The 23213-nt window shown below is 65.4% G+C and carries 21 protein-coding genes and 3 pseudogenes; 8 read left to right on the top strand and 16 right to left on the bottom strand.

Going from position 1 to position 23213, the window contains the following annotated elements:
* A pseudogene (locus tag AKL29_RS45900) lies at window positions 1–379 on the bottom strand (bifunctional proline dehydrogenase/L-glutamate gamma-semialdehyde dehydrogenase); the annotation flags it as partial.
* A gap of 114 nt (window positions 380–493) precedes the next feature.
* Between AKL29_RS45900 and AKL29_RS31695 the strand changes: the two are divergent.
* The 3 genes from AKL29_RS31695 (at window position 494) to AKL29_RS31705 (ending at window position 4000) form a co-directional block, all read left to right on the top strand.
* A complete protein-coding gene (locus tag AKL29_RS31695) occupies window positions 494–958 on the top strand; it encodes an Lrp/AsnC ligand binding domain-containing protein (protein ID WP_018273295.1) in 465 nt (154 codons plus the stop codon).
* 119 nt (window positions 959–1077) lie between these two features.
* A complete protein-coding gene (locus AKL29_RS31700) occupies window positions 1078–1701 on the top strand; it encodes a hypothetical protein (RefSeq protein WP_050386873.1) in 624 nt (207 codons plus the stop codon).
* A 208-nt stretch (window positions 1702–1909) separates the two neighbouring features.
* Window positions 1910–4000 carry a tetratricopeptide repeat protein gene (locus AKL29_RS31705; RefSeq protein ID WP_050386874.1) on the top strand — a complete coding sequence of 697 codons (2091 nt, stop codon included), beginning with the start codon at window positions 1910–1912 and terminating at the stop codon, window positions 3998–4000.
* A gap of 198 nt (window positions 4001–4198) precedes the next feature.
* Here AKL29_RS31705 and AKL29_RS31710 read toward each other — a convergent pair whose 3' ends face one another.
* The 5 genes from AKL29_RS31710 to AKL29_RS31730 form a co-directional block, all read right to left on the bottom strand.
* Window positions 4199–4399, bottom strand: a complete 201-nt coding sequence (locus AKL29_RS31710; protein WP_016842427.1) for a cold-shock protein — start codon at window positions 4397–4399, stop codon at window positions 4199–4201.
* 284 nt (window positions 4400–4683) lie between these two features.
* Window positions 4684–4995: a SorB family sulfite dehydrogenase c-type cytochrome subunit gene (gene sorB / locus AKL29_RS31715; RefSeq protein ID WP_050386875.1), complete on the bottom strand. Its 312-nt coding sequence runs from the start codon at window positions 4993–4995 to the stop codon at window positions 4684–4686.
* An 11-nt stretch (window positions 4996–5006) separates the two neighbouring features.
* On the bottom strand, window positions 5007–6206 hold the full coding sequence (gene sorA, locus AKL29_RS31720; protein WP_050386876.1) for a SorA family sulfite dehydrogenase catalytic subunit: 1200 nt from the start codon (window positions 6204–6206) through the stop codon (window positions 5007–5009).
* Between the two features lie 208 nt (window positions 6207–6414).
* Window positions 6415–6642 carry a hypothetical protein gene (locus tag AKL29_RS31725; protein ID WP_028334948.1) on the bottom strand — a complete coding sequence of 76 codons (228 nt, stop codon included), beginning with the start codon at window positions 6640–6642 and terminating at the stop codon, window positions 6415–6417.
* A gap of 162 nt (window positions 6643–6804) precedes the next feature.
* Window positions 6805–8508, bottom strand: a complete 1704-nt coding sequence (locus AKL29_RS31730) for an adenylate/guanylate cyclase domain-containing protein (protein ID WP_430648902.1) — start codon at window positions 8506–8508, stop codon at window positions 6805–6807.
* 262 nt (window positions 8509–8770) lie between these two features.
* On the opposite strand from AKL29_RS31730, the gene AKL29_RS31735 reads away from it, so the two are divergent.
* Window positions 8771–10312, top strand: coding sequence for a glycosyltransferase family 39 protein (locus AKL29_RS31735; RefSeq protein WP_050386909.1), 1542 nt, complete (start codon window positions 8771–8773; stop codon window positions 10310–10312).
* A 115-nt stretch (window positions 10313–10427) separates the two neighbouring features.
* Here AKL29_RS31735 and AKL29_RS31740 read toward each other — a convergent pair whose 3' ends face one another.
* Entirely contained in the window at window positions 10428–11459 is a 1032-nt protein-coding gene (locus AKL29_RS31740) for a YcjF family protein (protein WP_050386878.1), read from the bottom strand.
* Complete coding sequence (locus tag AKL29_RS31745; protein WP_050386879.1) at window positions 11456–12919, bottom strand: YcjX family GTP-binding protein; 1464 nt, start codon at window positions 12917–12919, stop codon at window positions 11456–11458. The genes AKL29_RS31740 and AKL29_RS31745 overlap by 4 nt, the downstream gene beginning before the upstream one ends.
* Window positions 12920–13114: 195 nt before the next feature.
* Here AKL29_RS31745 and trhA point away from each other — a divergent pair, with 195 nt between their 5' ends.
* Window positions 13115–13810, top strand: coding sequence for a PAQR family membrane homeostasis protein TrhA (trhA, locus tag AKL29_RS31750; protein WP_028334953.1), 696 nt, complete (start codon window positions 13115–13117; stop codon window positions 13808–13810).
* Between the two features lie 148 nt (window positions 13811–13958).
* Window positions 13959–14753 (top strand): SDR family oxidoreductase, encoded by a 795-nt coding sequence (locus AKL29_RS31755; RefSeq protein WP_050386910.1) that lies wholly within the window; start codon window positions 13959–13961, stop codon window positions 14751–14753.
* 114 nt (window positions 14754–14867) lie between these two features.
* On the opposite strand, the gene AKL29_RS31760 is transcribed toward AKL29_RS31755, so the two are convergent.
* Window positions 14868–15488, bottom strand: coding sequence for a TetR/AcrR family transcriptional regulator (locus AKL29_RS31760; protein ID WP_050386880.1), 621 nt, complete (start codon window positions 15486–15488; stop codon window positions 14868–14870).
* Between the two features lie 85 nt (window positions 15489–15573).
* Between AKL29_RS31760 and AKL29_RS31765 the strand changes: the two genes are divergently transcribed.
* The gene (locus AKL29_RS31765; RefSeq protein ID WP_050386881.1) at window positions 15574–17127 is read left to right on the top strand and encodes a 4-hydroxyphenylacetate 3-hydroxylase family protein; all 1554 of its coding nucleotides are present in this window, start codon (window positions 15574–15576) and stop codon (window positions 17125–17127) included.
* Window positions 17128–17207: 80 nt separating this feature from the next.
* Here AKL29_RS31765 and mdlC read toward each other — a convergent pair whose 3' ends face one another.
* From mdlC to AKL29_RS31785, 4 genes and pseudogenes are all read right to left on the bottom strand, one after another.
* A complete protein-coding gene (mdlC, locus tag AKL29_RS31770; protein ID WP_050386882.1) occupies window positions 17208–18836 on the bottom strand; it encodes a benzoylformate decarboxylase in 1629 nt (542 codons plus the stop codon).
* A gap of 141 nt (window positions 18837–18977) precedes the next feature.
* Window positions 18978–19864 (bottom strand): annotated as a pseudogene (gene blaBJP / locus AKL29_RS31775) (BJP family subclass B3 metallo-beta-lactamase).
* A gap of 128 nt (window positions 19865–19992) precedes the next feature.
* Window positions 19993–20376 carry a tautomerase family protein gene (locus tag AKL29_RS31780; RefSeq protein ID WP_050386884.1) on the bottom strand — a complete coding sequence of 128 codons (384 nt, stop codon included), beginning with the start codon at window positions 20374–20376 and terminating at the stop codon, window positions 19993–19995.
* A 98-nt stretch (window positions 20377–20474) separates the two neighbouring features.
* On the bottom strand, window positions 20475–20981 hold the full coding sequence (locus tag AKL29_RS31785) for a winged helix-turn-helix transcriptional regulator (protein ID WP_050386911.1): 507 nt from the start codon (window positions 20979–20981) through the stop codon (window positions 20475–20477).
* A 114-nt stretch (window positions 20982–21095) separates the two neighbouring features.
* Here AKL29_RS31785 and AKL29_RS31790 point away from each other — a divergent pair, with 114 nt between their 5' ends.
* Window positions 21096–21695 carry a VOC family protein gene (locus AKL29_RS31790; RefSeq protein WP_050386885.1) on the top strand — a complete coding sequence of 200 codons (600 nt, stop codon included), beginning with the start codon at window positions 21096–21098 and terminating at the stop codon, window positions 21693–21695.
* Window positions 21696–21814: 119 nt separating this feature from the next.
* On the opposite strand, the gene AKL29_RS31795 is transcribed toward AKL29_RS31790, so the two are convergent.
* From AKL29_RS31795 to AKL29_RS45905, 3 genes and pseudogenes are all read right to left on the bottom strand, one after another.
* Entirely contained in the window at window positions 21815–22003 is a 189-nt protein-coding gene (locus tag AKL29_RS31795; protein WP_028334959.1) for a Rossmann-fold NAD(P)-binding domain-containing protein, read from the bottom strand.
* 107 nt (window positions 22004–22110) lie between these two features.
* Window positions 22111–23001 carry an MBL fold metallo-hydrolase gene (locus AKL29_RS31800; RefSeq protein ID WP_050386886.1) on the bottom strand — a complete coding sequence of 297 codons (891 nt, stop codon included), beginning with the start codon at window positions 22999–23001 and terminating at the stop codon, window positions 22111–22113.
* Between the two features lie 94 nt (window positions 23002–23095).
* A pseudogene (locus AKL29_RS45905) lies at window positions 23096–23213 on the bottom strand (histidinol-phosphate transaminase); the annotation flags it as partial.

Consider the following 23213-nt stretch of genomic DNA (forward strand, 5'->3'; position numbering starts at 1 on the left):
ACATGCCGAGCGCCCAGGCCGAGGCGTTGACCAGGAACGCGCTCGATCTGGTCTCGTGGTTGACGAAGTCGCCCTGGCCGAGCTTGTCCTCGATGAACTGGTCGGCGGTGCGCGCATCGGGTACCCGCAGCAGCGCCTCCGCCAGCACCATCAGCGCCAGCCCTTCCTTGGTCGACAGCGCGAACTCCCGCAGCATGTCCTCGACCCCGCCGAGCGGATCGTCATTGGCCCGGATCGCCTCGATCAGGCGCGTCGCGGTGCGGTCGATCCGTGCCTCCGCCTCCGCGCCGAGCGTTGCATCCTGGCGCAGGCGGGCGGCGATGACGGCGTCGTCGGGCGCGTAGGGTGCGCTGAACGGGGGCGGCAACGGGTCTGGCATGGCGGTCCCTTGAGATTGTGTGGGAACACGTACGCGCTAGCGAACCGTAGTTCGATAGACAAATTAGCAGATTTGCCTTAGAAAATCAGGATCAATTCGAGAATTGCCGTAGATATGACAGAGATCGATAAGACTGACCGGAAAATCCTCTCGATCCTGCAAGGGGATGGCCGGATTGCCAATGTGGAACTGGCGGAACGGATCGGCCTGTCGCCGACCTCGGTCGGCGAACGGCTGAAGCGGCTGCAGCGCGACGGCTTCGTCGAGGGCTATGGCGCGCGGCTCAATCCGCACCGGCTTGGCCTCGGTCTCTTGGTGTTCGTCGAGGTGCTGCTCGACAAGACCACGCCCGATGTATTCGAGAAGTTCGCCAGGGCGGTGCAGACCGCACCGGAAGTGCTGGAGTGTCATATGGTGGCCGGCGGCTTCGACTATCTGGTCAAGGCGCGGGTCGCCAACATGACCGCCTATCGCAGGTTTCTCGGCGAGACCCTGCTGGCGCTGCCGGGCGTGCGCGAGACGCGAACCTACGCGGTGATGGAGGAAGTCAAGCGCGATGCGCCGCTGCCGGTCGGCTGATATGCCCCGATCCGATCCACAGCCATGCGCCGGATGTCTTGGCATCGCGACACGCCCGCGATAATCCTTTGGTCGAGTTGGGGCAGTCGTTCATGAAAGATGCTGATCAGCCGATACGAATGAAGCGGGCCGGATTTGCCGGCGCGCTTGCTGTGCTCATGCTGTCGTTGCCATCTGCCATGCCGGCCCACGCGGCCGAGCTCAGCTCCGGCATCATGCAGCTCTACACCTCGGTCTCGATCTATCCGCCGTCGGCGACGGGGATGACCGTCTGTTACGGCTTCGTCTGCCGGCGTCGCGAGATGCTCGACTTCAGCGCAGCCGACCGGGCGGCCCTGGCCAAGATCATGGCCACGGGCCGCGCCAATGCCGCCGCCGAACGCGCGGCCGTGCAAAAGGCCGTGATCTGGTTCGACCGGCGCATGGGGCCGATCCTCGGCACCGACAAGCGCGTGGCGAAAGCGGATTTCCGCGCCAACGACGACAAGCACAATTATGATTGCTGGGACACGACGCGGAACACGACCAGCCTGATGCTGGTGATGCAGGCGTGGAACCTGTTCAAGTTTCATGACGTCGGGGATCCCCACTACCGCGGATTTTCGTTGGCGCAAACGCCGCACAACACCGCCGTTCTCGTCGAGCGCGCGACAAAGGTGGAATGGGCGGTCGATCTCTGGCCCCGCGGCTATCTGCAACCGCCTGATGTCATGACGGTCGCGAAATGGGTGACGGAAGATTGAACGGCTGAGCGTCGCAGCTGCGCGTTCCGCGCTGTTCCGTCCTTATTGATCGCAGGATAGCGTTCCGCGTGACGCTGGGAACCGAATTCCAAGACTCGAACAATAGCTTCGAATGATATGGTTCCAAAAAATACGTTCAGCGCCGATCACCATAAGAACCAAGTGACGCGTTAACACCGGCAGCATTCGGTCAACCCGAGGCTACCACATGCGTTCACGTTCGATCTGCATTGATGCCGCCAGCGGCGGCGTTCGTTTCCCACAGCTGCTGGCGCTTGCGCTGCTGCTTTGGCCAGCGCTTGCCGGCCCGGCCCGCGCAGGTGATGTCGAGGATTGCGGCGGGCCGCCGACGGACAAGGCCGAGGCGGCGTGCACGGGCATCATCAACGATACCGCACGCTCCACGGAGGACCGTACCAAAGCCTTCACCGGCCGCTCGCGATTTGACATCGCGCGCGGCAAGATCGATCAGGCCCTCAGCGATGCCGATGCCGCGGTGCAGCTGAATGGACAATTCGTGCCGGCGCTGATCGCGCGCGGCTATGTCCAGCAACGCAAGGGCAGCCTGGATCGGGCCCGCGCCGATTTCGATCGCGCGATCGAACTCGAACCGAAGAACCCGTTCGGCTTCCTGGCGCGCGGCAATCTGCGCGCCGACCAGCACGCCTGGAGCGATGCGATCTCGGATTACGGCCAGGCGATCACGTTGCGGCAGGATCTCCCCGCGGCGCATGTCGGGCGTGCGCGGGCCTATGTCGAAACCGGACAGCCCGATTTGGCGCTGGCCGACGCCAACACCGCGATTGCCGTCAACGCCGGCACGCCGAATGCATTCTACTGGCGCGGTCAGGCCTATCGCCGCAAGGGCGACATGGATAAAGCGATCGAGGATTTCTCGCGCGCGATCGCGCAGGCGCCGCAGGCCGAGCGTAACGCCTATTTCGCCCGTGCCCAGCTCTACAGCGCCAAGGGCGACTATGTCAGGGCCATTGGCGACTTCGACCGGCTCTTGACAATGCTTCCCGACAACAAGGAGATCCAGCAGCAGCGCCAGCAGGCGCTGGCGATGCAGGCCGAGCTGGCCAAGGCAGGCGGCGGCACGCCGCCGCATGCCGCGCCGACACCGGCGACGCCAGCTCCAGGCGCGACGGCGCCGCGAACCGCCACACAGGCGCCGGCGGCGGGTAACCAGCAGGTCGAGCAGGCCAAGCAGCTCGTCGCACAGGGCAACTATGCGGGCGCCGTTGCCAATCTCACCCAGGTGCTGGGCGGCGATCCCCGCAACGAGGCTGCGCTGCGCCTGCGTGCACTGGCCTATTCAAAGCTCGGCCGGTCGGCGGACGCGCGCAACGATCTCAATGCCCTGCTCAAGCTCAAGCCGGACGATCCGCAGCTGCTGGCGTCCCGCGCGCTCAATGCCGCCGGCATGCGGCGGTTCGATGAAGCGATGGCCGACGCCGGCCGTGCCATCACGCTCGATCAGAACAATTCGTTGGCTTATCTGGCGCGCGGCCTCGTCAAGGCCGGCACCGGCAAGGTGCAGGACGCGCTCGCCGACTACGATCATTCGATCTCGCTCAATCCCAAGGAGACGCTCGCTTTCACCGAGCGTGGGCTCGCTCATATCGGCCTCAACCAGCTCGACAAGGCGCTCCTGGATTTCGATCAGGCCCTGGCGCTGGTGCCGACCAATCTGATCGCCAAATCGTGGCGCGGCCTCGCGTTGATGCTCAAGGGCCGCGCAGATGAGGGACTGGTCGATATCGACGCTGTGTTGGAGCGAAGCCCGAACAATCCGACGGCACAGCTCGGCCGCGGGCTCGCGATGCTGACTTCCTCCCAGTACGACCGCGCCATTGCGGCCTTCGACCAGATCATCACGCGGGCGCCCAACGATGCCTTCCCGCACGTGCTGCGCGCCCGGGCCTATCTCGGGCTGAAGAAGCCGGATAACGCGATGAAGGATCTCAACTTCATCCTCTCTGCGCGGCCCGATTATCAGCCGGCGTTGACATTGCGCGGCATCACCTGGTCGGCGTTGCGCAACTACGACAAGGCGGTCGAGGATCTCGACCGGGCGATTGCGCAGAAGGAGACGGTTGAGGGCCTGTTCGCCCGCGCCAAGGCGCATGAGGCGCTCAACCATGCCGACAAGGCGACCGAGGACTTCCGCAAGGCAACTCGGCTCACGCCGTCAAGCGTGTTCGACGTGCTGGCGCAGGCCGAGTCGAAGCGCAAGGTCCAGGAGCTGTCGAAGAGGGTGCCGTGCGGCAACGGCCAGAGCGGCACCTGCCTGTGATGCTGCAAAGCGCAGCCGCGCGCTTCCCGGCGCAAAAGGTAGTCGTCGGCGCGCGAGCGGTGGCCGCCGAAATAGTTCAACGCCGTGGCGCGCGGGCAGCGTGCCCGCCCCGCCGAACGTCACGTTGTCTGGTGTGTGGATCGGCCCCCACTCCCGGATGGCGTCCGAGAGTGCGCCGCCGGATCTGGCGCTGTGACGCTAGACCTTGAGGTTTTCGGCTGACGTCTTGCCGCGATTTGCAATCTCTTCGTATTCAACCGACTGACCTTCGTTGAGGGTCTGAAGGCCAGCCTTCTGAACGGCTGAAATATGCACGAAAATATCCTTGCCGCCCGTTGCGGGCTGGATGAATCCATAACCCTTGGTCGGGTTGAACCACTTCACTGTACCTTTGGGCATTCCAGTCGTCTCCGCGGAATCAATCGAAAACAGACCAGTCGGTCCCCGCAAAAACCGGCTTGTCCGCGATGACAGGATAGCAGTTTGAAAAAAGCTGGGTAGATCAAACGACGGTGTGTTTTCGGCCGGAAACAACCCGCTTTGCGGGGGTTTTACGCCGGATTGCCCGTTTCGCGGTCAATTGATGCGCTGCAAGAAACGGATCGGTTCCAGTGTACCGAACTGGATCGATCGTCCCGCGCGCTGCCTTTTCGGCCGGCGCGCGGGGATCGACCGGCCGCGTCTCAATAGGTCGCGGAGAGGTATTCGACGATCTTGCCGACGTCGGCTTCGTCGATCGGCGCGCCGTAGACCTTGATCATCTTGGTCACCTCGGCCTGCCAAAAATCCTTCTTGAACTTCTCGCCCTGCGGCTGGGTCTTGATGTAGTCGGCCGAGTGGCAGGCGGTGCAGTTGTTTTGCACCACCTCGAGGTTGGGACCCGGCTTGAAGGCCGCGGTCTCCTCGGGGACCGTGTAGTTCACGGGCGCGGCGATGGCGGCGCCGATCGACAGCGCGGCGATCGCGGCGAGGGATGGAAGCAGCTTGCTGGTCATGATGCTTCTCCTCACGCTGCGGTGACGCGCACGGTTTCGACGACGTTGCGCAGATAGCCGGCCGGATTCCACAACGGATCCATCGGCTGGGTGTCGCCGGCATTGTTGGTGGCGCGCACCTTCAGCTCTGCGGGACCGGCAGCGAGCTTCACCGGCAACTTCCATTCGCGGAAGGCGTATTTGCCGAGGTCCTTGCCGAGCTTGGCCGGCGTCCAGCTCTTGCCGCCGTCGGTCGAGACCATCACCTCCTTGATGCCCTTGCCGCCGTCGAAGGCGATGCCGCGCAGCATGATGCGGCCGGCCTTCAGCTTGGCGCCGTCGGCAACGCTGGTGATGAACGAGCGCACCGTGAAGCGATTGATCGGGATCGTGGCCTTCGGTGCGGTGCCGGGCTCGACCGCGTTGTTCGGCGTATCCGGTATCCGGTAGGCGGACTTCATCCAGAAGCCCTCGAACACGTTGTCGATCACGGTGATCTCGTTGAGGTGCTTCACCCAATAGGTGCCGTAATAGCCGGGCACCACGAGGCGGAGCGGGAAGCCGTTGAGGAACGGCAGGTCCTCGCCGTTCATGCCCCAGGCCAGCATCACCTCGCCGTCGCGGGCGTGATCGATGTCGAGCGCCTTGACGAAATCCGGCGTCTTGTCGCTGACCGGACCGTCCATGCCGTTGAAGGTGACCTGCTTGGCGCCGGCCTGCACGCCGGCCATGTCGAGCACGGTCTTCAGCGGCACGCCGTGCCAGCGCGCGCAGCCCATCGCGCCGTTGCCGAGTTGGCCGCCGGCGACGCGCGGATTGAAGAAGCCGCGGCTGTTGCCGGAGCACTGGTTGACGGCAACGATATCGGTCGCCTTCAGCTTCCTGATGTCCTTCAGCGACAACTTCAGCGGCTTGTCGACCTTGCCCTTGATCTCCAGCGTGAACTTGTCCGGATCGAGATTGTAAGGGAGGTCGGCGAGATGATAGCGGACGAAGAACGCATTGTTCGGCGTGATCGGGCCGTCGTTGAAGATCGCAAACGGCGTTTCCAGCTGCGGCGGACGGGCGGTCAGGCCGATCATCGGGCGCTTTTGCGGGTAGCGCACGAGCGGCCGCTCGCCATTGCCAAAGGGCAGCGTCACGGTGTCGAGCGCGAATGCGCCCCTTGATCCCAGCCCCGCCACCAAAGCGGCCAATCCGGCGCGCTTCATCAAGTCTCGTCGATCGAGCATTCCGCTTCCTCCGAAGCTGTTCTGTCGTGAGCCGGTCATCACCAGGCCCAGATTGCCTTGCGCGCCTTCGCATCATGGAATGCGCGCGGTCCAAATGTCGCACCTGACAACCGCGAGTCAATTGAGCTTTCGCAGCGTTGCGTCGCAACAACGAAAAGCCCCGGTCGCGTGGACGACCGGGGCGTTTCCATCCAAGTAGAAGGTTCGATCAGTAGCAGACATTCACGGTGCGATAGCGATAGCCGTAAGGCGTCAGCACCAGGCGGGTGGCGTAGCAGCCGGAGTCGACGAAGCCGACGGCAACGCCCGGGCCACCCCAGAAGTGATGGTGATGCGGATGCCAGAAGAACGGCTTGGCGGAAGCTGCGGTCGGCGCCAGCGCGGCGGCACCGAGGGTTGCGGCAGTGGCGAGAGCGAGCGTGACTTTGCGAAACATGGTCTTCTCCTTCGGATGCGCGTTGAGCTCTGTCGCGGCGCGGTTGCAGTGTTACCCATCGCCAGTCAGTCGCATCCGGCACCGGGCACGTTCGAGCATCTCTGCTGAACGCACCGTCGGATGTGCGGCAGGTCACATTGGGCTAAAGCGGAGATGAACCGGTCAGGCCGCGACGGCACGCCGGTCGTCGACCAGCGTCGACAGGAGCTGCGTCTTTTCGACCGTGCGCACGGTCATCGGCTCGTTGCGGCCGCGGATCGCGACCTCCTGCGCCGGCAGGGCGTCGTCGGCTAGCCCGGCGGTGACGCGCACCTCGTCCGAGATGATAGCCTCGCAGGCCAGCGCTTTGGTCATATCCTGCAGCCGTGCTGCGACGTTGACAGCATCGCCGAGCGCGGTGAACACCATGTGGTCGCGATAGCCGATATCGCCGACGATCACCTCGCCGCCATGGATGCCGATGCCGAAGCGGATCGGCTCGCGCAGATCGTGGCTCAGGAACTGGTTCAGCTCGTCGATATGGGTTGCGATCAGCGCAGCCGCGCGCAACGCCTGGCGGCAGGCCACCTGCCGGTCGGTGGCAAGCCCGAACAGCGCCAGCATGCCGTCGCCGATGAACTGGTTGGGCCGCCCGCCTGCCTCCAGCACCGCCTGCGACACCGCGCCGAGGAAGCGGTTGACGATGAACACCGTGTCGAACGGCAGCCGCTTCTCGGCAAGCTGCGTCGAGCCGCGCATGTCGACGAACATGCTGACCAGATAGCGCTCCTGGCCGACCCGTGCCGGATTGGCGGCGTGCGCGTTGGCCGACGTCGTGCTCGGCAGGAACAGCTGGAAGAAGTTCAGGTCGGCGGTGGGCCGCAACTGGCAGGCCAGCCGGATCGACGGATCGTCATTGCCGACCCGGTGTAGCACGAAGGCTTCGCGCGGCGAGGGCTCGGGCAAGCCGGCGTGATCGCCGATGATGCGGATGCGGCAGGTCGAGCAGCGTGCGCGGCCGCCGCAGACGCTCGCATGCGGCACGTTGTAGCGCAGGCTTGCTTCCAGCACGCTCAATCCCTTCGGTACCCGCAGCGTGCGGCCGTTGCCGTAGGACAGCGCGATCATGCCGCCGCGGCGCTCCAGCAGGGCCCGCGCGCCGCGCGCCAGCAGCACGAGGCCGAGCAGGCCGAGATAGCCGATGGTCAGGCCGTCGGTGATCTTCTCGAGCGTGGTCCCCTGCGCCGCCGTGCCGAGCTTCTGCACCGACAGCTCCTCGCGCCGCCAGTCGGGATCTTGATAATCCGCGATCGTAACGCGGCCGCCCTGGTAGATGCCGAGCATCGCCAGGGTCGGGATCAGCACGGCTCCGGCGAGCAGGAACGGCGCGGCGCGCTTGAAGAACGGACGCAGCCGCAGCCAGAAATACAGGCCGATGCAGCCATGCACCCAGGCGATCACCAGCACCGCCAGCATCTGCCATAGCCGGTTCGGCGAGGCGATGAAGAAGGTGTACAGCTCCTGTGGGTAGAGCTTCTCTTGCCCGTACAGGGTCTGGCCGAGCCGTACGCCGACGACGTGGGCGACGATCAGCATAGGGATGCTGAGGCCGAGCGTCAGTTGCAGCGGCTCGATCGCCTTCCAGTGGAACTCGCGGCGCTGGTAGAGCGCCCAGATGCCGAGCCCGGTATGCACCAGGCAGGCGCTGTAGAACACGATCGCGACCGGCAGGAACTGCCAGAACTCGGTGTGGTAGTAGACCCCGATCGCCAGCGCCTGCGTCGAGATATTGCCAAGCGCGTGGTTGAGGAAATGGCTGATCAGGTAGGCGAACATGATCGCCCCCGTGACGATGCGGACCTGCCGCAGGCCGATACTGCGGGCCATGTCCTGCAAGTGCTCGCGCGAGGGGGAGGCCATGTGACTCATGATCGGCAAGTCTAGTGGTTAATTCCCGCGCTGAACACCACCGCGGGTCCGCACGAGCCGTGAGGGCAGGCCGCGCGGCACGTTGACACTCCGTTAAGAGTCGAACAAAAAGCGCGCCGTGACGATAGCCCAAACCGAACCTGGAGCCGATAACAACAGCGTTAAGCCGGCCCGTTCGCGCGCGCCGGATTGGCGGGGCGTCATCGCCGTGATCGTTGCCATGACCGCGATGCGGCTGGTCTACGCCCATGCGCTCGATCTGCGCACCGACGAGGCCTATTACTGGACCTGGTCGAAGGAAAATGTGCTGTCCTTCCTCGACCATCCGCCGATGGTCGCCTGGTTCATCCGCTTCGGGACCGCGATCCTCGGCGATACCAATCTCGGCGTCCGCCTCGGCGGCATCGTGGCGATGCTGGCCACCGAGCTCCTGCTCGCCGACATCGTCCGGCGCGTGACGGCCAACAACATCCGCGCGGTGATGCTGGCGCTGCTGCTGCCGGAGGCGGCGCTGTATTACGGCCTCTTGATGGCCAAGGTCGCGCCCGATACGGCGCTGATCCCGTTTTCGGTGGCGATGCTATGGTCGCTGGTCCGGCTTGCGCAAAGTGGTGACGGGCGCTGGTGGCTCGCGGCGGGGCTGTTCGCCGGGCTGGCGCTGCTGTCGAAATTCACCGCGATCATGTTCGCGCCGGCGGTGCTCGCCTTTGCGCTGGTGCCGGACTGGCGCTGGCGCTGGTTGCGCAGCCCGTATCCGTATCTTGCCGCGCTGATCGCGATTATCGTGTTCGCGCCGGTGCTGATCTGGAATGCCGAGCATGACTGGGCCTCGTTCCGCTTCCAAGCGGTGCGCGCCACCGCCGAGCGCGCCTTCACGCTGCGCACCGTCGGCGAGTTCATCGGCATGCAGTTCGGCCTGGTCGGCTTCGTGCTGCTGCCGGTGACGCTGTTCGGCACCGCGCTGACGGTATGGCGCGGCTACCGCAAGCGCGAGCCGATCGCGATCCTGCTGGCGACCGCGGTGCTGGTGCCGTTCATCTACTTCCTCTGGAAGTCCTTGACGCTGCGGGTCGGCGACACCTGGCCGATGTTCCTGTGGCCGGCCGGCTTCGCGGCGGTTGCCATCAACGTCACGCGGATGCCGTTCGAGGGCTGGTCGGTCGGGCTCGTCAAATCGACGGTCTATTGGGCGCGGACCGCGATCACATCAGGCATCGTGTTCGTCGTCTGCGTCTTCCTCTATTACATGTTCGCGCCGTGGAATCTGATCGGGCGCACCGATCCGATCGGCACCGAGGCAGGCTACGATGTGGTGGCCGCGCGCACGCTGACGCAGGTTGAGGCGACCGGCGCGACCTGGGTCGCGACAACAGATTATCGCACCTATGCGATGCTGCGCTGGTTGCTGCGCGGGAAGGTGACGGTCATCGAAATCAACGAGCGGGGCCGCTTCCAGGGCTTTGCCGATCCCGGCATGAGCAAGATCCGCGATCACGCCGGCATTTATGTCGGGCGCGAGCCCGAGAACAATCTGCCGCTGTGGCGCGAGACATCAGCGGTGCGCCAGCCGCTGGAGCGCGTGACGCGCAGCTGGCGCGGCATGGCGATGGACACCTATTCGCTGGAGAAGATCAGCGGCTGGACGCCCGATCTGTCGCCGCCGCCGGACACCACTTTCTTCCGCTGGCGCGTGCTGGCCGCCTCCTTCTCCCCGCTTGCGGGGACGAGACGATCAGAGCTCGCTCTGCGAAGGTCGGGATGAGGGGGAGTCTCCGCGGGGACGGCGAGAATTGGTCTCGCAGAGACTCCCCCTCACCCGGAATTTGCGCTTCGCGAGAATTCCGGCCTCTCCCTGCAAGCGGGGCGAGGCAAGCACCTCATTCCTCTTCCTCGCGCTTGCGGATCAGGTCCTTCGCGAGATCCGTCAGCGCCGGGCGCGGCAGGGCGTTGAAGGGAAGCGGGCGGGTGACGTCGATCGCGGCGAGGCCGAGCCGGGCGGTCAACAGGCCGTTGAGCATGCCTTCGCCGAGGCGTTGCGACAGTTTTGCCGCGATGCCGTGACCGAGCATCTGCTGGATCAGGCTGTCGCTGGCAGCCATGCCGCCGGTGATGGCGAGGTGCGCGATGACGTGGCGCAGCAGCCGGATCATGCCGAGCGCGCCGGGCCGGCCGCCATAGAGCCGCGCCAGTTGGCGGATCATCCGCAAGCTCGCCACGAACACGAACAGCACGTCGAACAGCGCGCGCGGGCTGACCGCGGTGACGACCGAGACGCGTTGCGCGGCGGTCGATACCAGCCGTCGCGCCTCCTCGTCGAGCGGCGTCATCAGCTCGCGTTCGGCGAGGCGGATCATATCGGCGCCGTCGATGATGTCGTCGGTGTGGCTCTGCAGCGCGCTGCGGGCGCGGGCGAGCTGCGGGGTCTGGTGCGCGAGCTTGAGCAAATCGGCAACGATCGCGCGGCTCGCGGCCCGGTCGTCGCTGATCAGCACCTCGGCGGCGCGCAGATGCAGCTTCTCGATCGTCGCAAGCCTTGCCAGGCCGACGAGCTCGCGCGTGGTTACGACCGCGAGCGCCACCGCGGCGACGACCGCGAGCGCGAGCCCGAGGAAGCCGAGGCCTTCATTGCGCGCGAACAGGTCCTCGACCAGATTGATGACGCCAAGTCCGGTGCCGAGCACCATGAGGCCGGCGACCGCGCTCCAGAACAGTGTGCCCCAGCGGAAGCCGCGGCGCGTCGGCACCAGCGGCGTATCAACCGGCACCGGGAGCTGCGCGGGCTCGGCCTCGGGCACGATCTGGATCGTGCCGCGGGTGAGGCGGCCGCCGTCGTCCGGATCCATCACGACCACGCCGGGATCGTCGAGCTTGAACGTCGCCGGCCGCCGCGGGGGCGTCTTCTCGTTCATTGCAGTTTGTCTCCGATCAGGAACTGGAGGGCGCGGTCAAGGCGGATGTGAGGCAGCGCCGGCTCTGCATCGCCGTTTCGTTCCAGCTTTGGCGGACGGAAGCGCAGGAAGCGGTAGTCCGCGGCCTCTGTGTCCGAGCTTGAGAGACCGCGGAAACCGCCGTTGAACAGCTCCTCCGGATTGTCGGGCAGGTCGCCCGGAAAGGTCGCAACTTCCGTCTCGCCGTCAAGCGGCTCGCCATTGGCGACCTCGCCCGGCGCCGGCGTGCCGAGGATCGACGGCAGCCGGTCGCGCCCGCGCTGGACCTGCGCCTCGCGCGTGGCGCGCACCGCGGCGAGCGCGACGACGTCGATGTCGGCGCCGGCATATTCGGCGCGCTCGGCGGCCTTGGCCACGATCCGCCGCAGCACGGCCTCCAGCCGGTCGTGGCTCTGGTGGTGCAGATGGTCGGCCTTGGTAGCCGCGAACAGGATGCGGTCGATGCGCGGCCGGAACAGCGCGCTCAGGATCGTGCTGCGGCCGATCCGGAAGCAGTCGAGAATGCCGGCGAGCGCGGCCTCGAGATCGTGCAGCGCCTCGGGGCCGGCATTGAATGCGGCGAGCGCATCGGCCAGCACGATCTGGCGGTCGAGCCGCGCGAAATGGTCGCGGAAGAACGGCCGCACCACGACGTCCTTGTAGGCTTCAAAGCGCCGCCGCATCATCGCCCACAATGAGCCGTCGGGCGCGCCGCCGCCTGCGGGCACGTCGAGCGGCGCAAAGGTGAGTGCCGGCGTGTCGGCGAGATTGCCGGGCATCAGGAAGCGGCCGGGCGGCAAGAGGCTCATCGCGAAACGCTCGTCGCGGCAGGCGCGCAGATAGTCGGTGAACAGGCGTGCTTCGGTGAGCGCGGCCTGCTCGTCCTCCTTGCCCTCTGGCTTCAGCGTCGCGAGATGCGCATGCCAGGGCGCCGCGAGTTTTGCGCGCAGCGGCTCGCGCGACAGCGCAAGGCTCTCCGCCGACCATTGCTCGTAGCTCTTGTTGAGCAGCGGCAGATCGAGCAGCCACTCGCCGGGATAGTCGACGATATCGAGGGTCAGCGTGCGGTCCGCGCCATTTTGCCGCTGATACTCGATCACGAGACGGAGTTCGGAGATGTCGGTGGTCGAGCTCGGCCAGTGCCGCTCCTCGACCAATGTCCGGACATGGTTCTCGTAGGCGAAGCGCGGCACCGCATCGTCAGGCTGCGGGGCGAGATAGGCGCGCGCGATCCGCCCCGAGGCATAGGCCTCGAACACCGGGAAGCGGCCGCCGCGGGTCAGGCCGTGCACCAGCGCGGTGATGAACACGGTCTTGCCGGCGCGCGACAGGCCGGTGACGCCGAGCCGCACCGTCGGGTTGAAGAACCCCTCGCCGTAGTCGAGCAGCGCCCGCGCCGAGAGACGGGCTTCCTCGACGATATCAGTGAAGCTGGGGGGCATGGAGGGTTAACGATAAACCCGGCAGGAGGGACCAAAAGGGGCGGGCGATCACCCGCAAGGTGGCGATTATCGGGCCAAAATCAAGCTTCACATTTCCGGCGCCTTTGCAGGCGAGGGGATTGTCGGGGGCACGGGAATTGAACGCGTCACACCGCCCGCGCTCCCCATCGTCCATCGGCCTACGGGAAAGCCTGCATGACGGTCTTCCGCCTCAAGCAACTTGCCTCGACCTCGATCCACGCGGCCGGCGCCGCGCTGTGGAACTACGACCGTGCCGAGCTGATCGCCGACGGCGTCGTTCATCTGGTCGGCGTCGCTTTCGGGCTGGTGGCCGCCACCGCGCTGATCGTCTTGACCGCGGTCTATGCCGGTCCGTTCGACATCGCCGTGGTCTCGGTCTATGTCGCCGGCCTGCTCGCGATGCTGGTGCTGTCGGCGACCTATAATCTCTGGCCGGTGTCGCGCGCCAAATGGGTGCTGCGGCGCTTCGATCACTCTGCGATCTATCTGTTGATCGCCGCAACCTATACGCCGTTCATCGTGGAACTGAAGGACAGCACCTTCGCGATCGCGCTGCTGGTCGGGGTGTGGTGCGTGGCGATCGTCGGGATCTGGCTGAAGCTGCGCTATCCGGGCCGCTTCGACCGGCTCTCGGTCGGGCTTTATCTCGCGATGGGCTGGAGCGGCATCATGCTCTACGACCGCGTCGTGAAGGCGCTGCCGGCGATGGCGCTCGGCTTCGTGCTGGCCGGCGGCATCCTCTACAGCCTGGGCGTGATCTTCCACTCCTGGCGGCGGCTGCGCTTCCAGAACGCGATCTGGCACTGCTTCGTGCTGCTCGGGGCCGCCTGCCACTACACGGCCGTGTTCGACGTCGTGCTGGCGAGCTGAGCGGTCCGCCGGCGTTACGCACAGGGCCGGGCCGGCCTCGCGAAAAGATCATGCATCGGCAAAAGATGGGATATCATGATCCCTCTGTTTGAACATGAGACCGGCTTTCCGGATCATGCGCTGAAATCAAGATATCGGGAGGATGGCCATGCAGGTGGCAGGTAAGGTTGTGGTGGTCACCGGCGGTGGCAATGGCATCGGCAAGGCGCTGTGCGAGGCATTCCATGCCGTGGGCGCGTCGAAGGTCGTGGTCGTCGACCTCGATCATGGCGCGGCCGAGAAGGTCGCGGCAACGGTCGGCGGTGCCGCCTTCAAATGCGACGTCGGGCAGGAGAAGAACATTCTGCATGTGATCGACGAGACCGAGCGCATGTTCGGCCCGATCGCGCTGTTCTGCTCCAATGCCGGCATCGGCGGCGGCTTCGACCCACTGTCCAAAAATGCCGGCGGTACCTCGGACGAGCCGTGGTCGCGGAGCTGGGCGATCCATGTGATGGCGCATGTCTATGCGGCGCGGCATCTGGTGCCGCGCATGAAGACGCGCGGCGGCGGCTACTTCCTCAACACGATCTCGGCCGCGGGCCTCTTGTCGCAGGTCGGCAGCCCGGCCTATTCGACCACCAAGCACGCCGCGGTCGGCTTTGCGGAAAATCTCGCGATCTCGCACCGCGCCGACAACATCAAGGTCTCGATCCTCTGCCCGCAGGGCGTCGACACCAACATGCTGCGCTCGATCCCGAAGGGCCCGCAGTCCGGCGACGGCGATCTTTCCGCCGAGCAGGTCGCGCAAGATGCACTCAAGGGCATCGAGCAGGAGACCTTCCTGATCCTGCCGCATCCGCAGGTGCTCGGCTACATGCGCAAGAAGACCGAGAATTACGACCGCTGGATCGGCGGCATGGCCAAGATTCAGGCCAAGATGCGGGAAGCGCACGGGAAGTGAGACCTGTAGCCCGGATGGAGCGAAACGTAATCCGGGTCGAACGTGCGCGCGTGAATCCTGGATTTCGCTGCGCTTCATCCGGGCTACGATATCGCCCGCGCAACTGAGGCGGCCTCAATCCTTTGCGATCTGCGCGATCTTGTCGCGCAGATAGGCATCCATCAAATCGGGTGCCGAGGCGCCGAACATCCTGATGCGGCCGGTGTGCAACAGCAGCAGGAGGCCGGTCGCATGCGCGAAGCAGTCCACCATCACCGTGTTCGCCTTCGACCTGGAGGCGCCGAGCGCCTCTGCAGCTTCGGCGATCGGATGCAACGCCGCCTCCAGCGCGGCGTTCAGCGCGTGATCGCGGTCATGGCCGAGCCCGGCCGGCTTCATGCCGCCGCGGAACAAATAGAAGCCGAGATCGAGGTCGCGCGGGTTGTCCGCGTAATAGCGGAAGAAGCTCATGCCTGCGGCGTGCAGCTTCTGCCTGGCGCCGCGCGTCGTCGCGACTGCCGCACTGACGGCTTCGCCGAGCGAAGCCAGCGATTGCCGCAGCACCTCGGCGTAGATCGCTTCCTTGGAATCGAAATGGAAGTACAGCGCCGCCGGCGTGTAGCCGGCCCGCGTCGCGATCGCCCGCAGGCTCGCGCCCTCGAGGCCTTCCTCCGCGAACACGCTGCGCGCCGCGTCGAGGATCAGCTCCCGCTTGTGGCGGCTGACCGCTTCCTTCCTGCTCTCGCGCATCTGCATGTTCAGGCGAATCCGTTCTTGACTCAATTCTAACAGCGTTAGATAATTTAACAGTGTTAGAATAAATGAGCAAGGGAGAAGCGCCATGCTGATGACGGCTGCGGACTACCGGGAATCCCTGCGCCGCTATAAGCCGCGTGTGTTCGTCAACGGCGCGGCCGTTGCGAGCGTCGCGGACGAGCCGTTGCTGGCGCCGGGCGTGGCGGGCGTCGGCGTAACCTATGATTTCGCGCTGCAACCCGAGCATGTGCCGATCATGACGGCGCGGCAGGGCACCTCGGGCAAGACCGTCAACCGCATGCTCCACATCAATCGGAGCTCGCAGGACCTGCTCGACAAGCTCGAGGCGGTGCGGCTGGTGTGCAGGACGTCGGGCTGCGCGCAGCGCTACCTGACCCATGATGCGCTGAACGGTCTCTATCAGGCGACCAGGCTGACCGACGATCGCCACGGCACCGATTACAGCCAGCGCTTCCTCAACTATCTGCACGAGGTGCAGGACCAGGATCTGACGCTCGGCATCGCCATGACTGATGCGAAGGGCGACCGCTCGAAGCGTCCCGGCCTGCAGGCCAATGCGGACGTCTACGTCCATATCAAGGAACGCCGGCCCGACGGCATCGTGATCCGCGGCACCAAGGCGATCGTGACCGGCGCACCTTACATGCACGAATTCCTTGTCATGCCGTGCCGCACCCATGTGCCTGCCGACAAGGATTTTGCGGTCTGTTGCGCCGTGCCGGTCGATGCGCCCGGTGTCACCATCGTCGCGCGTCCGGCCGGCCGGCCCGGTGATACCGCGGCGAAATTCTCCGCCAAGTACGGCCAGTCGGTCGGCGTCGTGATGTTCGACGACGTGTTCGTGCCGCATGATCGGGTGTTCCTCGCCGGCGAGACCGAGGAGGGCGGTTTCCTGACGACGTCCTACGCCACGCATCACCGGCATTCCTGCATCGGCGCCCGCGCCGGCTTCGGCGATCTCTTGATCGGCGCCGGCGCGCTGATGATCGAGGCCAACGGGCTCGATGCCGAGAAGCACGCGCATATCCGCGAGGCGATGGTCGAGCTCATCACCATCACCGAAAGCTTTTACGCCTGCGGCGTCGCCTCCTCGGTCTACTGCACGAAGGATCCGGCGGGCTCGGTGATGCCGGATGCGGTGTTCTCCAACATCGGCAAGCTGCTGCTCGCGACCAGGATCTACGACATGCACCGCGTCGCGCACTACGTCTCCGGCGGGCTGATCGTCGCGCTGCCGGGTCCCGACGAGGATCACAATCCGGAAACGCGCGCCTCGCTTGCCGCTGTCATGGGCGGACGTCCCGATATCCCGGCCGAGCAGCGCGCCGAGGTGGCGCGGCTGATCGAGGACCTCACCGTCTCGCACGAAGCCGGCTGGTATTCGGTGATCTCGTTGCACGGCGGCGGCTCACCGGAGGCGATGAAGCGCGAGATCTGGCGCAACTATCCGGTGATGGAGAAGGCCGAACTGGTCGAGAATTTGCTCGGCCGCGGCCTTGTCGACCAGCGACAACGGGTCTCGAAGCAGCCAGGACGCTGCTGCGCAACCGGCTGCGAGGTGCCGACGCCGTCAGCGGCGGCGCTGGAGCAGCAACACGCACTCTTGCAGGATGGGTAGAGCGAAGCGAAACCCACCAAATCCTATCCGCGGGCAGAACGATGGGTATCGCTTCGCTCCACCATCCTACGGACCCTTGCTCACGCCTTCTGTGTGTAAAGCAGCGGCACCGCGGAATCCACCATCACCTCGATCAGGCTGGTGCCCTGATGCGACAGCGCGCGCGTGTAGGCGCTTGCGAGCTCGGCCGACTTCGTCACCCGCAAGGCGTCGCAGCCCATGCCTTCGGCGAGCTTGACGAAATCGATGCCGGGCAAATCGAGGCCGGGCACGTTCCGCACCTGCATCACCTGGCTGAACGAGCGCATCGCGCCGTAGCCGGAATTGTTCAGCACCACGACCGTCAGCGGCAGCTTGCGCTGCGCTGATGTCCACAGCGCCTGGATCGAATACATCGCCGAGCCGTCGCCGATCAGGCAGACCGTGCGCCCGGTGCGTCGACCGAGCGCCATGCCGACCGCGGCCGGCAGGCTGTAGCCGAGGCCGCCGCTAGCCATGGTGTAGAAGCTGTCCTGGCCGTGCATCGGCATCGCCTTCTGCATCAGCGGACGGTGGGACGGTATTTCCTCGATCAGCGCATCATGCGGCCCCATCGCGGCCGAGAGCGCGTGCAACGCATATTCGGCGGGGATCGGGTCGCCGGTGGCCGGCGCCGGCGGCAGGACACGGCCGGTCGGCGCGGCGCGTTTCGTCTCGGGCAGCATCTCGAGCAGCGCCGTCAGCGCCGGCTTCATCGTCGCGACGATGCTGTGGCCGGTCGGCGTCATCGCGGCGGCATCCGGATCGTCGGTGATCTGGAAGATCGTGGTCGAGCCGTCGAAGATCGCGGCATGGCCCTCGACATGGAAGGTGAAGACCGGCGCGCCGATCACGACGACAAGATCGTGATCGCGCAGCGCATCCGAGAGCTGGCCCGGCGCGGCATGCAGGAAGCCGGCGAATTGCGGATGCCGCTCGGGGAACGAGCAGCGCGCCGAGAACGGGCTCGCCCAGACCGCGGCTTTCGATTTCTCGGCGACCTTCACCATGAGATCGACCGCCTCGGCACGATCGACGGCCGGTCCGACGACGAGGGCAGGGCGCTTGGCCTCGCCGAGCGCGGCCACCAATGCCTGCATCGCCGACAGGTCGGGCCCGATCTCGCGGCTGACCTGGCGCGCGTCGAGCGGCTGCGTCGCATGCGCCCAGTCGTCGATCGGCACCGAGACGAAGGTCGGCCCGCAGGGCGGCTGCATCGCGACATAATAGGCGCGCGCGATCGCGGCGGGCACGTCTTCGGCGCGCGCCGGCTCGACCGCGAATTTCACGTAAGGCCGCGGGAATTCGGAGGCCCGCTCGGCATAGAGGAAGGCCTGCAGCGGCATGATCGAGCGCGCCTGCTGGCCCGCGGTGATCACCAGCGGGGTCTGGTTGCGATAGGCATTGTAGATGTTGCCGAGCGCGTTGCCGACGCCGGCCGCCGAATGCAGATTGACGAAACCGGCATTGCGCGTCGCCAGCGCATAGCCGTCGGCCATGCCGACGACGGAAGCCTCCTGCAGGCCGAGCACGTAGTCGATGTCGTCGGGCCAGTCGCTCAGGAACGGCAGCTCGGTCGAGCCGGGATTGCCGAACACCTTCTTGATGCCCCATGCGCGAAGCAGGCCGAAGGTGGCGTCCTTGACGGTGACGGTCTTGCCTTTGCTGGCGGCGGGTTTGCGCGACGACATCGGGCGGCTCCCATTTCTGTCTTGTTACGTTCCGTCATTGCGGGCGGCAAAAGCGGAAAGGCAATCCACCTGTCGATGGATTGCCTGACGATGTCAAGCCGCTGGGCCCATAGTTGCTGCGGCAACGGCTGCAAATTGCGGCTAGTTGGCCTTCTGCAGCGCGGCGGTCTGCTTGGCGAGCTGCTTGTCGAAATCCTGCTCCAGCCCGGCCACGTAGGTGGCATTTTCGCCCGGCTTGACGAACGGGTTCGGCGCGCCGTCCTTCATCTGCGCCCGCCTGGCCTGCATGTCGTAGACCTCCGGATGCGGCCCGAGCAGCACGTCGACCTTCATCGCCTTGACCTTGGTGAAGGTCGAGCGGTAGTCGTCGACGATACCAGGATAGGTCGGACGGCCGACCAGCCGGTTCAGCGCTACCGTTCCGCTGCAGAAGAACAGCACGTTGCGCGCCTGGCTGCCATCCTTGACCGTGATCTCCCAGCTGGTGCAGCCGGGCGAATGGCCGGGGGTGGTGTGCGCGGTCAGCGTGGTGTCGCCGAGCGTCACCTTGTCGCCTTCCTTGACGGTGCGATCGACCTTCACCGGCGTAAAGGCAAGATCGGTGTTGTTCTCGTCGCCCGGATAATAGCCGCCCTCGAGTAGCGGCTTGTCACGCTCGCCGGCGATCAGTTGCGCGCCGGTCTCCTTCTTGATCTCGGCAAAGCCGCCGGTGTGGTCGAGATGGGCGTGGGTGTTGAGGATGATCTTGATGTCGCCCTCCTTGAAGCCGACCTTGGCGATGTTGTCCTTGATCATGCCGGTCGACTGCTGCATCGCCGTGTCCATCAGGATCAGCCCTTGCGACGTTTTGATGACGTAGACCGCGATCCCGTCAGTGCCCACGTAGTAGATATTGTCGATGAGCTGGAACGGTTCGAACGGCGCGGTCCATTTCTTCATGACAACAGCCATGAAGTCCTTGAGCGTCTGAGCCTGCGCACCGGTTGCGATCAGGTGAGCGCGCACAGCGCGGCTGCGATCGTCCTCATGGTTGCCTCCCTGCTTGTTGTTGTTCGTGCACGGGCGGCACTATGCGTGCCGGCAACGCCGGGCGCAAGCTGCGGACCGCAAGCCGCCGGGCAGGCGGCCGTCCGTCCGGCGCATTCCTGTTCTGCGTTCAGCTCGCGTATTGGGCGATGCCGTGGCCGAACGACCAGTTCTCCTTGGCGACCTCGACGAGGTTGATGACAACATCGTCCGGCCGTCCCTGCAGCTGGCTCTGATAGTCGTCCACGATCCGCTTGTAGAACGCCTTCTTCATCTCGACGGTGCGCCCGGCATTCATGGTGATCTGGATGAAGATGAGGTCGTCGCTGTAGGTGTTGCCGAGATAGTTGTCGGCGTAGTTCAGATCGCCGCGGTCGTGCTCGGTGATGACCTGAAACTTGTCGTTCTCGGGCACGTTGATTACGTCGCGCATCGCCTTGTAGACGATCTCGCCAAGGGTTTTGCGATATTCGGCGGACTTGCCGCGCTTCAGATCGATGCGAACGAATGGCATGGTGGTCTCCTGTGTGATGCGGGGCTCGGCCCCGCGTGATCGGGATGTGCGACAGTGCAAATGGGCATTGTTCGCTTGCGCCGGCGGCGTCGGTGCGTTCAGCGGGCCGCCTTAAAGGCCTCCCAGCGCGCATCGCGCTCTTTCTGATATTTGGGCGTTCGCTCCGCGACCATGTCCGCCCAATGCAGCGGTTTGCCGCACGACTGGCAGATCGGACCGAGCCCCGCCGGCTTGCGACAGCTGAGATGCGTATAGTTCATGGAAAGACCGTCCCTGGGTGACTTGCACCAGGTCTCGCCCCAGGCGCGCAGCGCGAACATGACGGGGAAGAACGCCGCGCCCTTCTCCGTCAGATGATATTCGTGGCGCAGCGGCCGCTTGTTGTAGACGCGCCGCGTCATCAGTCCGTCCGCCTCGAGCTTCTTCAGCCGCGCGGTGAGCATCTGCGGGGTCGCGCCGGTATGGGCCTGAATCTCCTCGAAACGATGGTTGCGGGCGAACAGCTCGCGCAGCACCAGTACGGTCCAGCGGTCGCCCACCACGGTTTCGGCGCGCGCCACCGGACACAGCGTTTGGTCAGCAGGGTTGCCCTTTGGCCTTGCCATCACGTTTTCTTCATCCGGCATTGTTGCTATGATTTTCATAGCAATATGGGCTATCGTCAATGTGGGTGCAACGGGCGTTTCCGGCCCGGTCCCTCACATTTCAAGGAGCGCGCCATGAGTACCGAAGGCAAGAAACCGAGTATCGACATGAAGCTCGAGGTCGTGGTGATTCCGGTGTCCGATGTCGACCGCGCCAAGCGCTTCTATGAAAATCTCGGCTGGCGGCTCGACGCCGATTTCGTCAGGGCGGACGGATCCCGGGCGCTGCAACTGACGCCGCCGGGCTCGCCGACCTCGCTCCATCTCGACAAGGGATCCGCGCTGCCGCGCTTCCTGATCGTGAGCGACATCGAGGCGGCGCGTGCCGATCTGATCGCGCGTGGCGTCGATGTCAGCGAGGTGTTTCATCGCGGGGCGGCGGGCCGCGTCAAGGGACCCGATCCGGAGCGGCCGAGCTACGGTTCGCTCGCCACCTTCAACGATCCCGACGGCAATGTCTGGCTGCTCCAGCAAGTCACGCAGCGTCTGCCCGGTCGCGTCGACGGAAACAGCACAACTTTCGCTTCATCGGCCGATCTCGCCGCCGCGCTGCGCCGCGCAGCCGCAGCCCATGGCGATCACGAGAAGCGGACCGGCGGCCATGATGTGAACTGGCCCGACTGGTACGCCGACTACATCGTGCGTGAACAGGCGGGCAAACCGCTGCCGGAGTGAGCGATTAAACAGGAGTATCCGTCATGGCGGCGCGATCGATCGCGCAGTTTCGCGAACAGACCGCCGCGCTCGGCGTCAAGGTTGCCGGGACGTGATGTATGCCGGCCTGGTAGGCAGCGTTACGCCTTGAGGCTGGCACCGCGCTCGGACAAAACCTTCTCGGCTTTCGGCGTCAGCTCGTAGAGGTCGCCGTCCTTGGCGACGTACCCCTCCCTGATGAGCCGGTCGACCTCGCCTTGCACGTCGTCGGCGAAGGCAATGGATTGGGCGATGTCGCAGAGAACCGCGACCTGTTCATCTCTAAGCATGGCGTCCTCCGTCAGGGCGGGGAACGCGCAGGCCGGCATTCGGTTCCAAGGGGCCGGATGATACACCCGGCTTTCACCCGGTGAGCTGTGGCTCCGGGTGTTGCATCTTACCCATGCCGCGCGTCGAACACCGGCGCGTAGCCACCGCCGTCTCGACGAATATGAGCACAGCGCGGGCCGCGGAAGTGGGCCGGTATGACGAGACGGCCGCTGTCCGCGGCTTCCGCCAGGATCTTCATCCGCGTCTCGCGCGCAAGCTGTGGGTCGGCACAGGATGATGTCGACAGATCGGGCTGGAAGACCTGCACCGGATTGTGCACGGCATCACCGCAAAAGATCGCGCGATGTTGTGCGTAGTCCACCATCAGCCCCATCTGGCCGCTGGTGTGGCCCGGCAGCGGGACCAGCCGCAGGCCCGGTCCCAACTGATGGCCATCGTTGACCAGATCGACACGGCCTGCCTCGACGATCGGTATGACGCTCTGCTCCAGGGCGCGGGCATGGATCGGCGGGGCACACCCGGCATCATGCTGCGTCATCCAGTCGGCAAGCTCGCGGCGGCCGAACAGATACCGCGCGTTGGGAAAGGTCAGCTGCCAGCGGCCGTTGTGCTGGCGGGTATTCCAGCCGACATGATCGACATGCAGATGGGTGCAGAATACGACGTCGATGCCGGCCGGGTCGACGCCGCACGCGCGCAACCGATCGAGGAAGCCGCTGCCGCGCCGCCGATGCCATGCCGGAATCTCGGGGATGTCCTTGTGCTCGCCGATGCAAGCGTCGATCAGCAGCGTTCGGCCGCCGGTTCGCACCACAAAACTCTGGATCGCGTGTTTCGCGACGCCCCGGGCGAGGTCGATGAACACCGGCTCCAGCGTGGCACGATGCGCTTCGATCAAGTCGCGATCGTAGCCGGGCAGGAATTCGGCGAGCGGAAGGCCGAAATCGTCGTCGTCGACGATGACGTCGACTGTGGCGTCGCCGATCGCAAATCGCATGACCGCTCCTTCCCGGAGAACCGTGCATCTTGCCGCACGGTCACTATGCAGGTTGGAGCCATCGATCGCAAGTTGCGTCGCTTGTGAACGGCTATCAGACCATGCCGCGCAGCAGGCCGATCAGGCGGCCGCACTCATCGTCCGTGCCGACCGTGATGCGCAGAAAGTCCTCGATCCGCGGCTTCTGAAAATGCCGCACCAGCACGCCGCGC

Source organism: Bradyrhizobium pachyrhizi (assembly GCF_001189245.1).
Classification (GTDB): domain Bacteria; phylum Pseudomonadota; class Alphaproteobacteria; order Rhizobiales; family Xanthobacteraceae; genus Bradyrhizobium; species Bradyrhizobium pachyrhizi.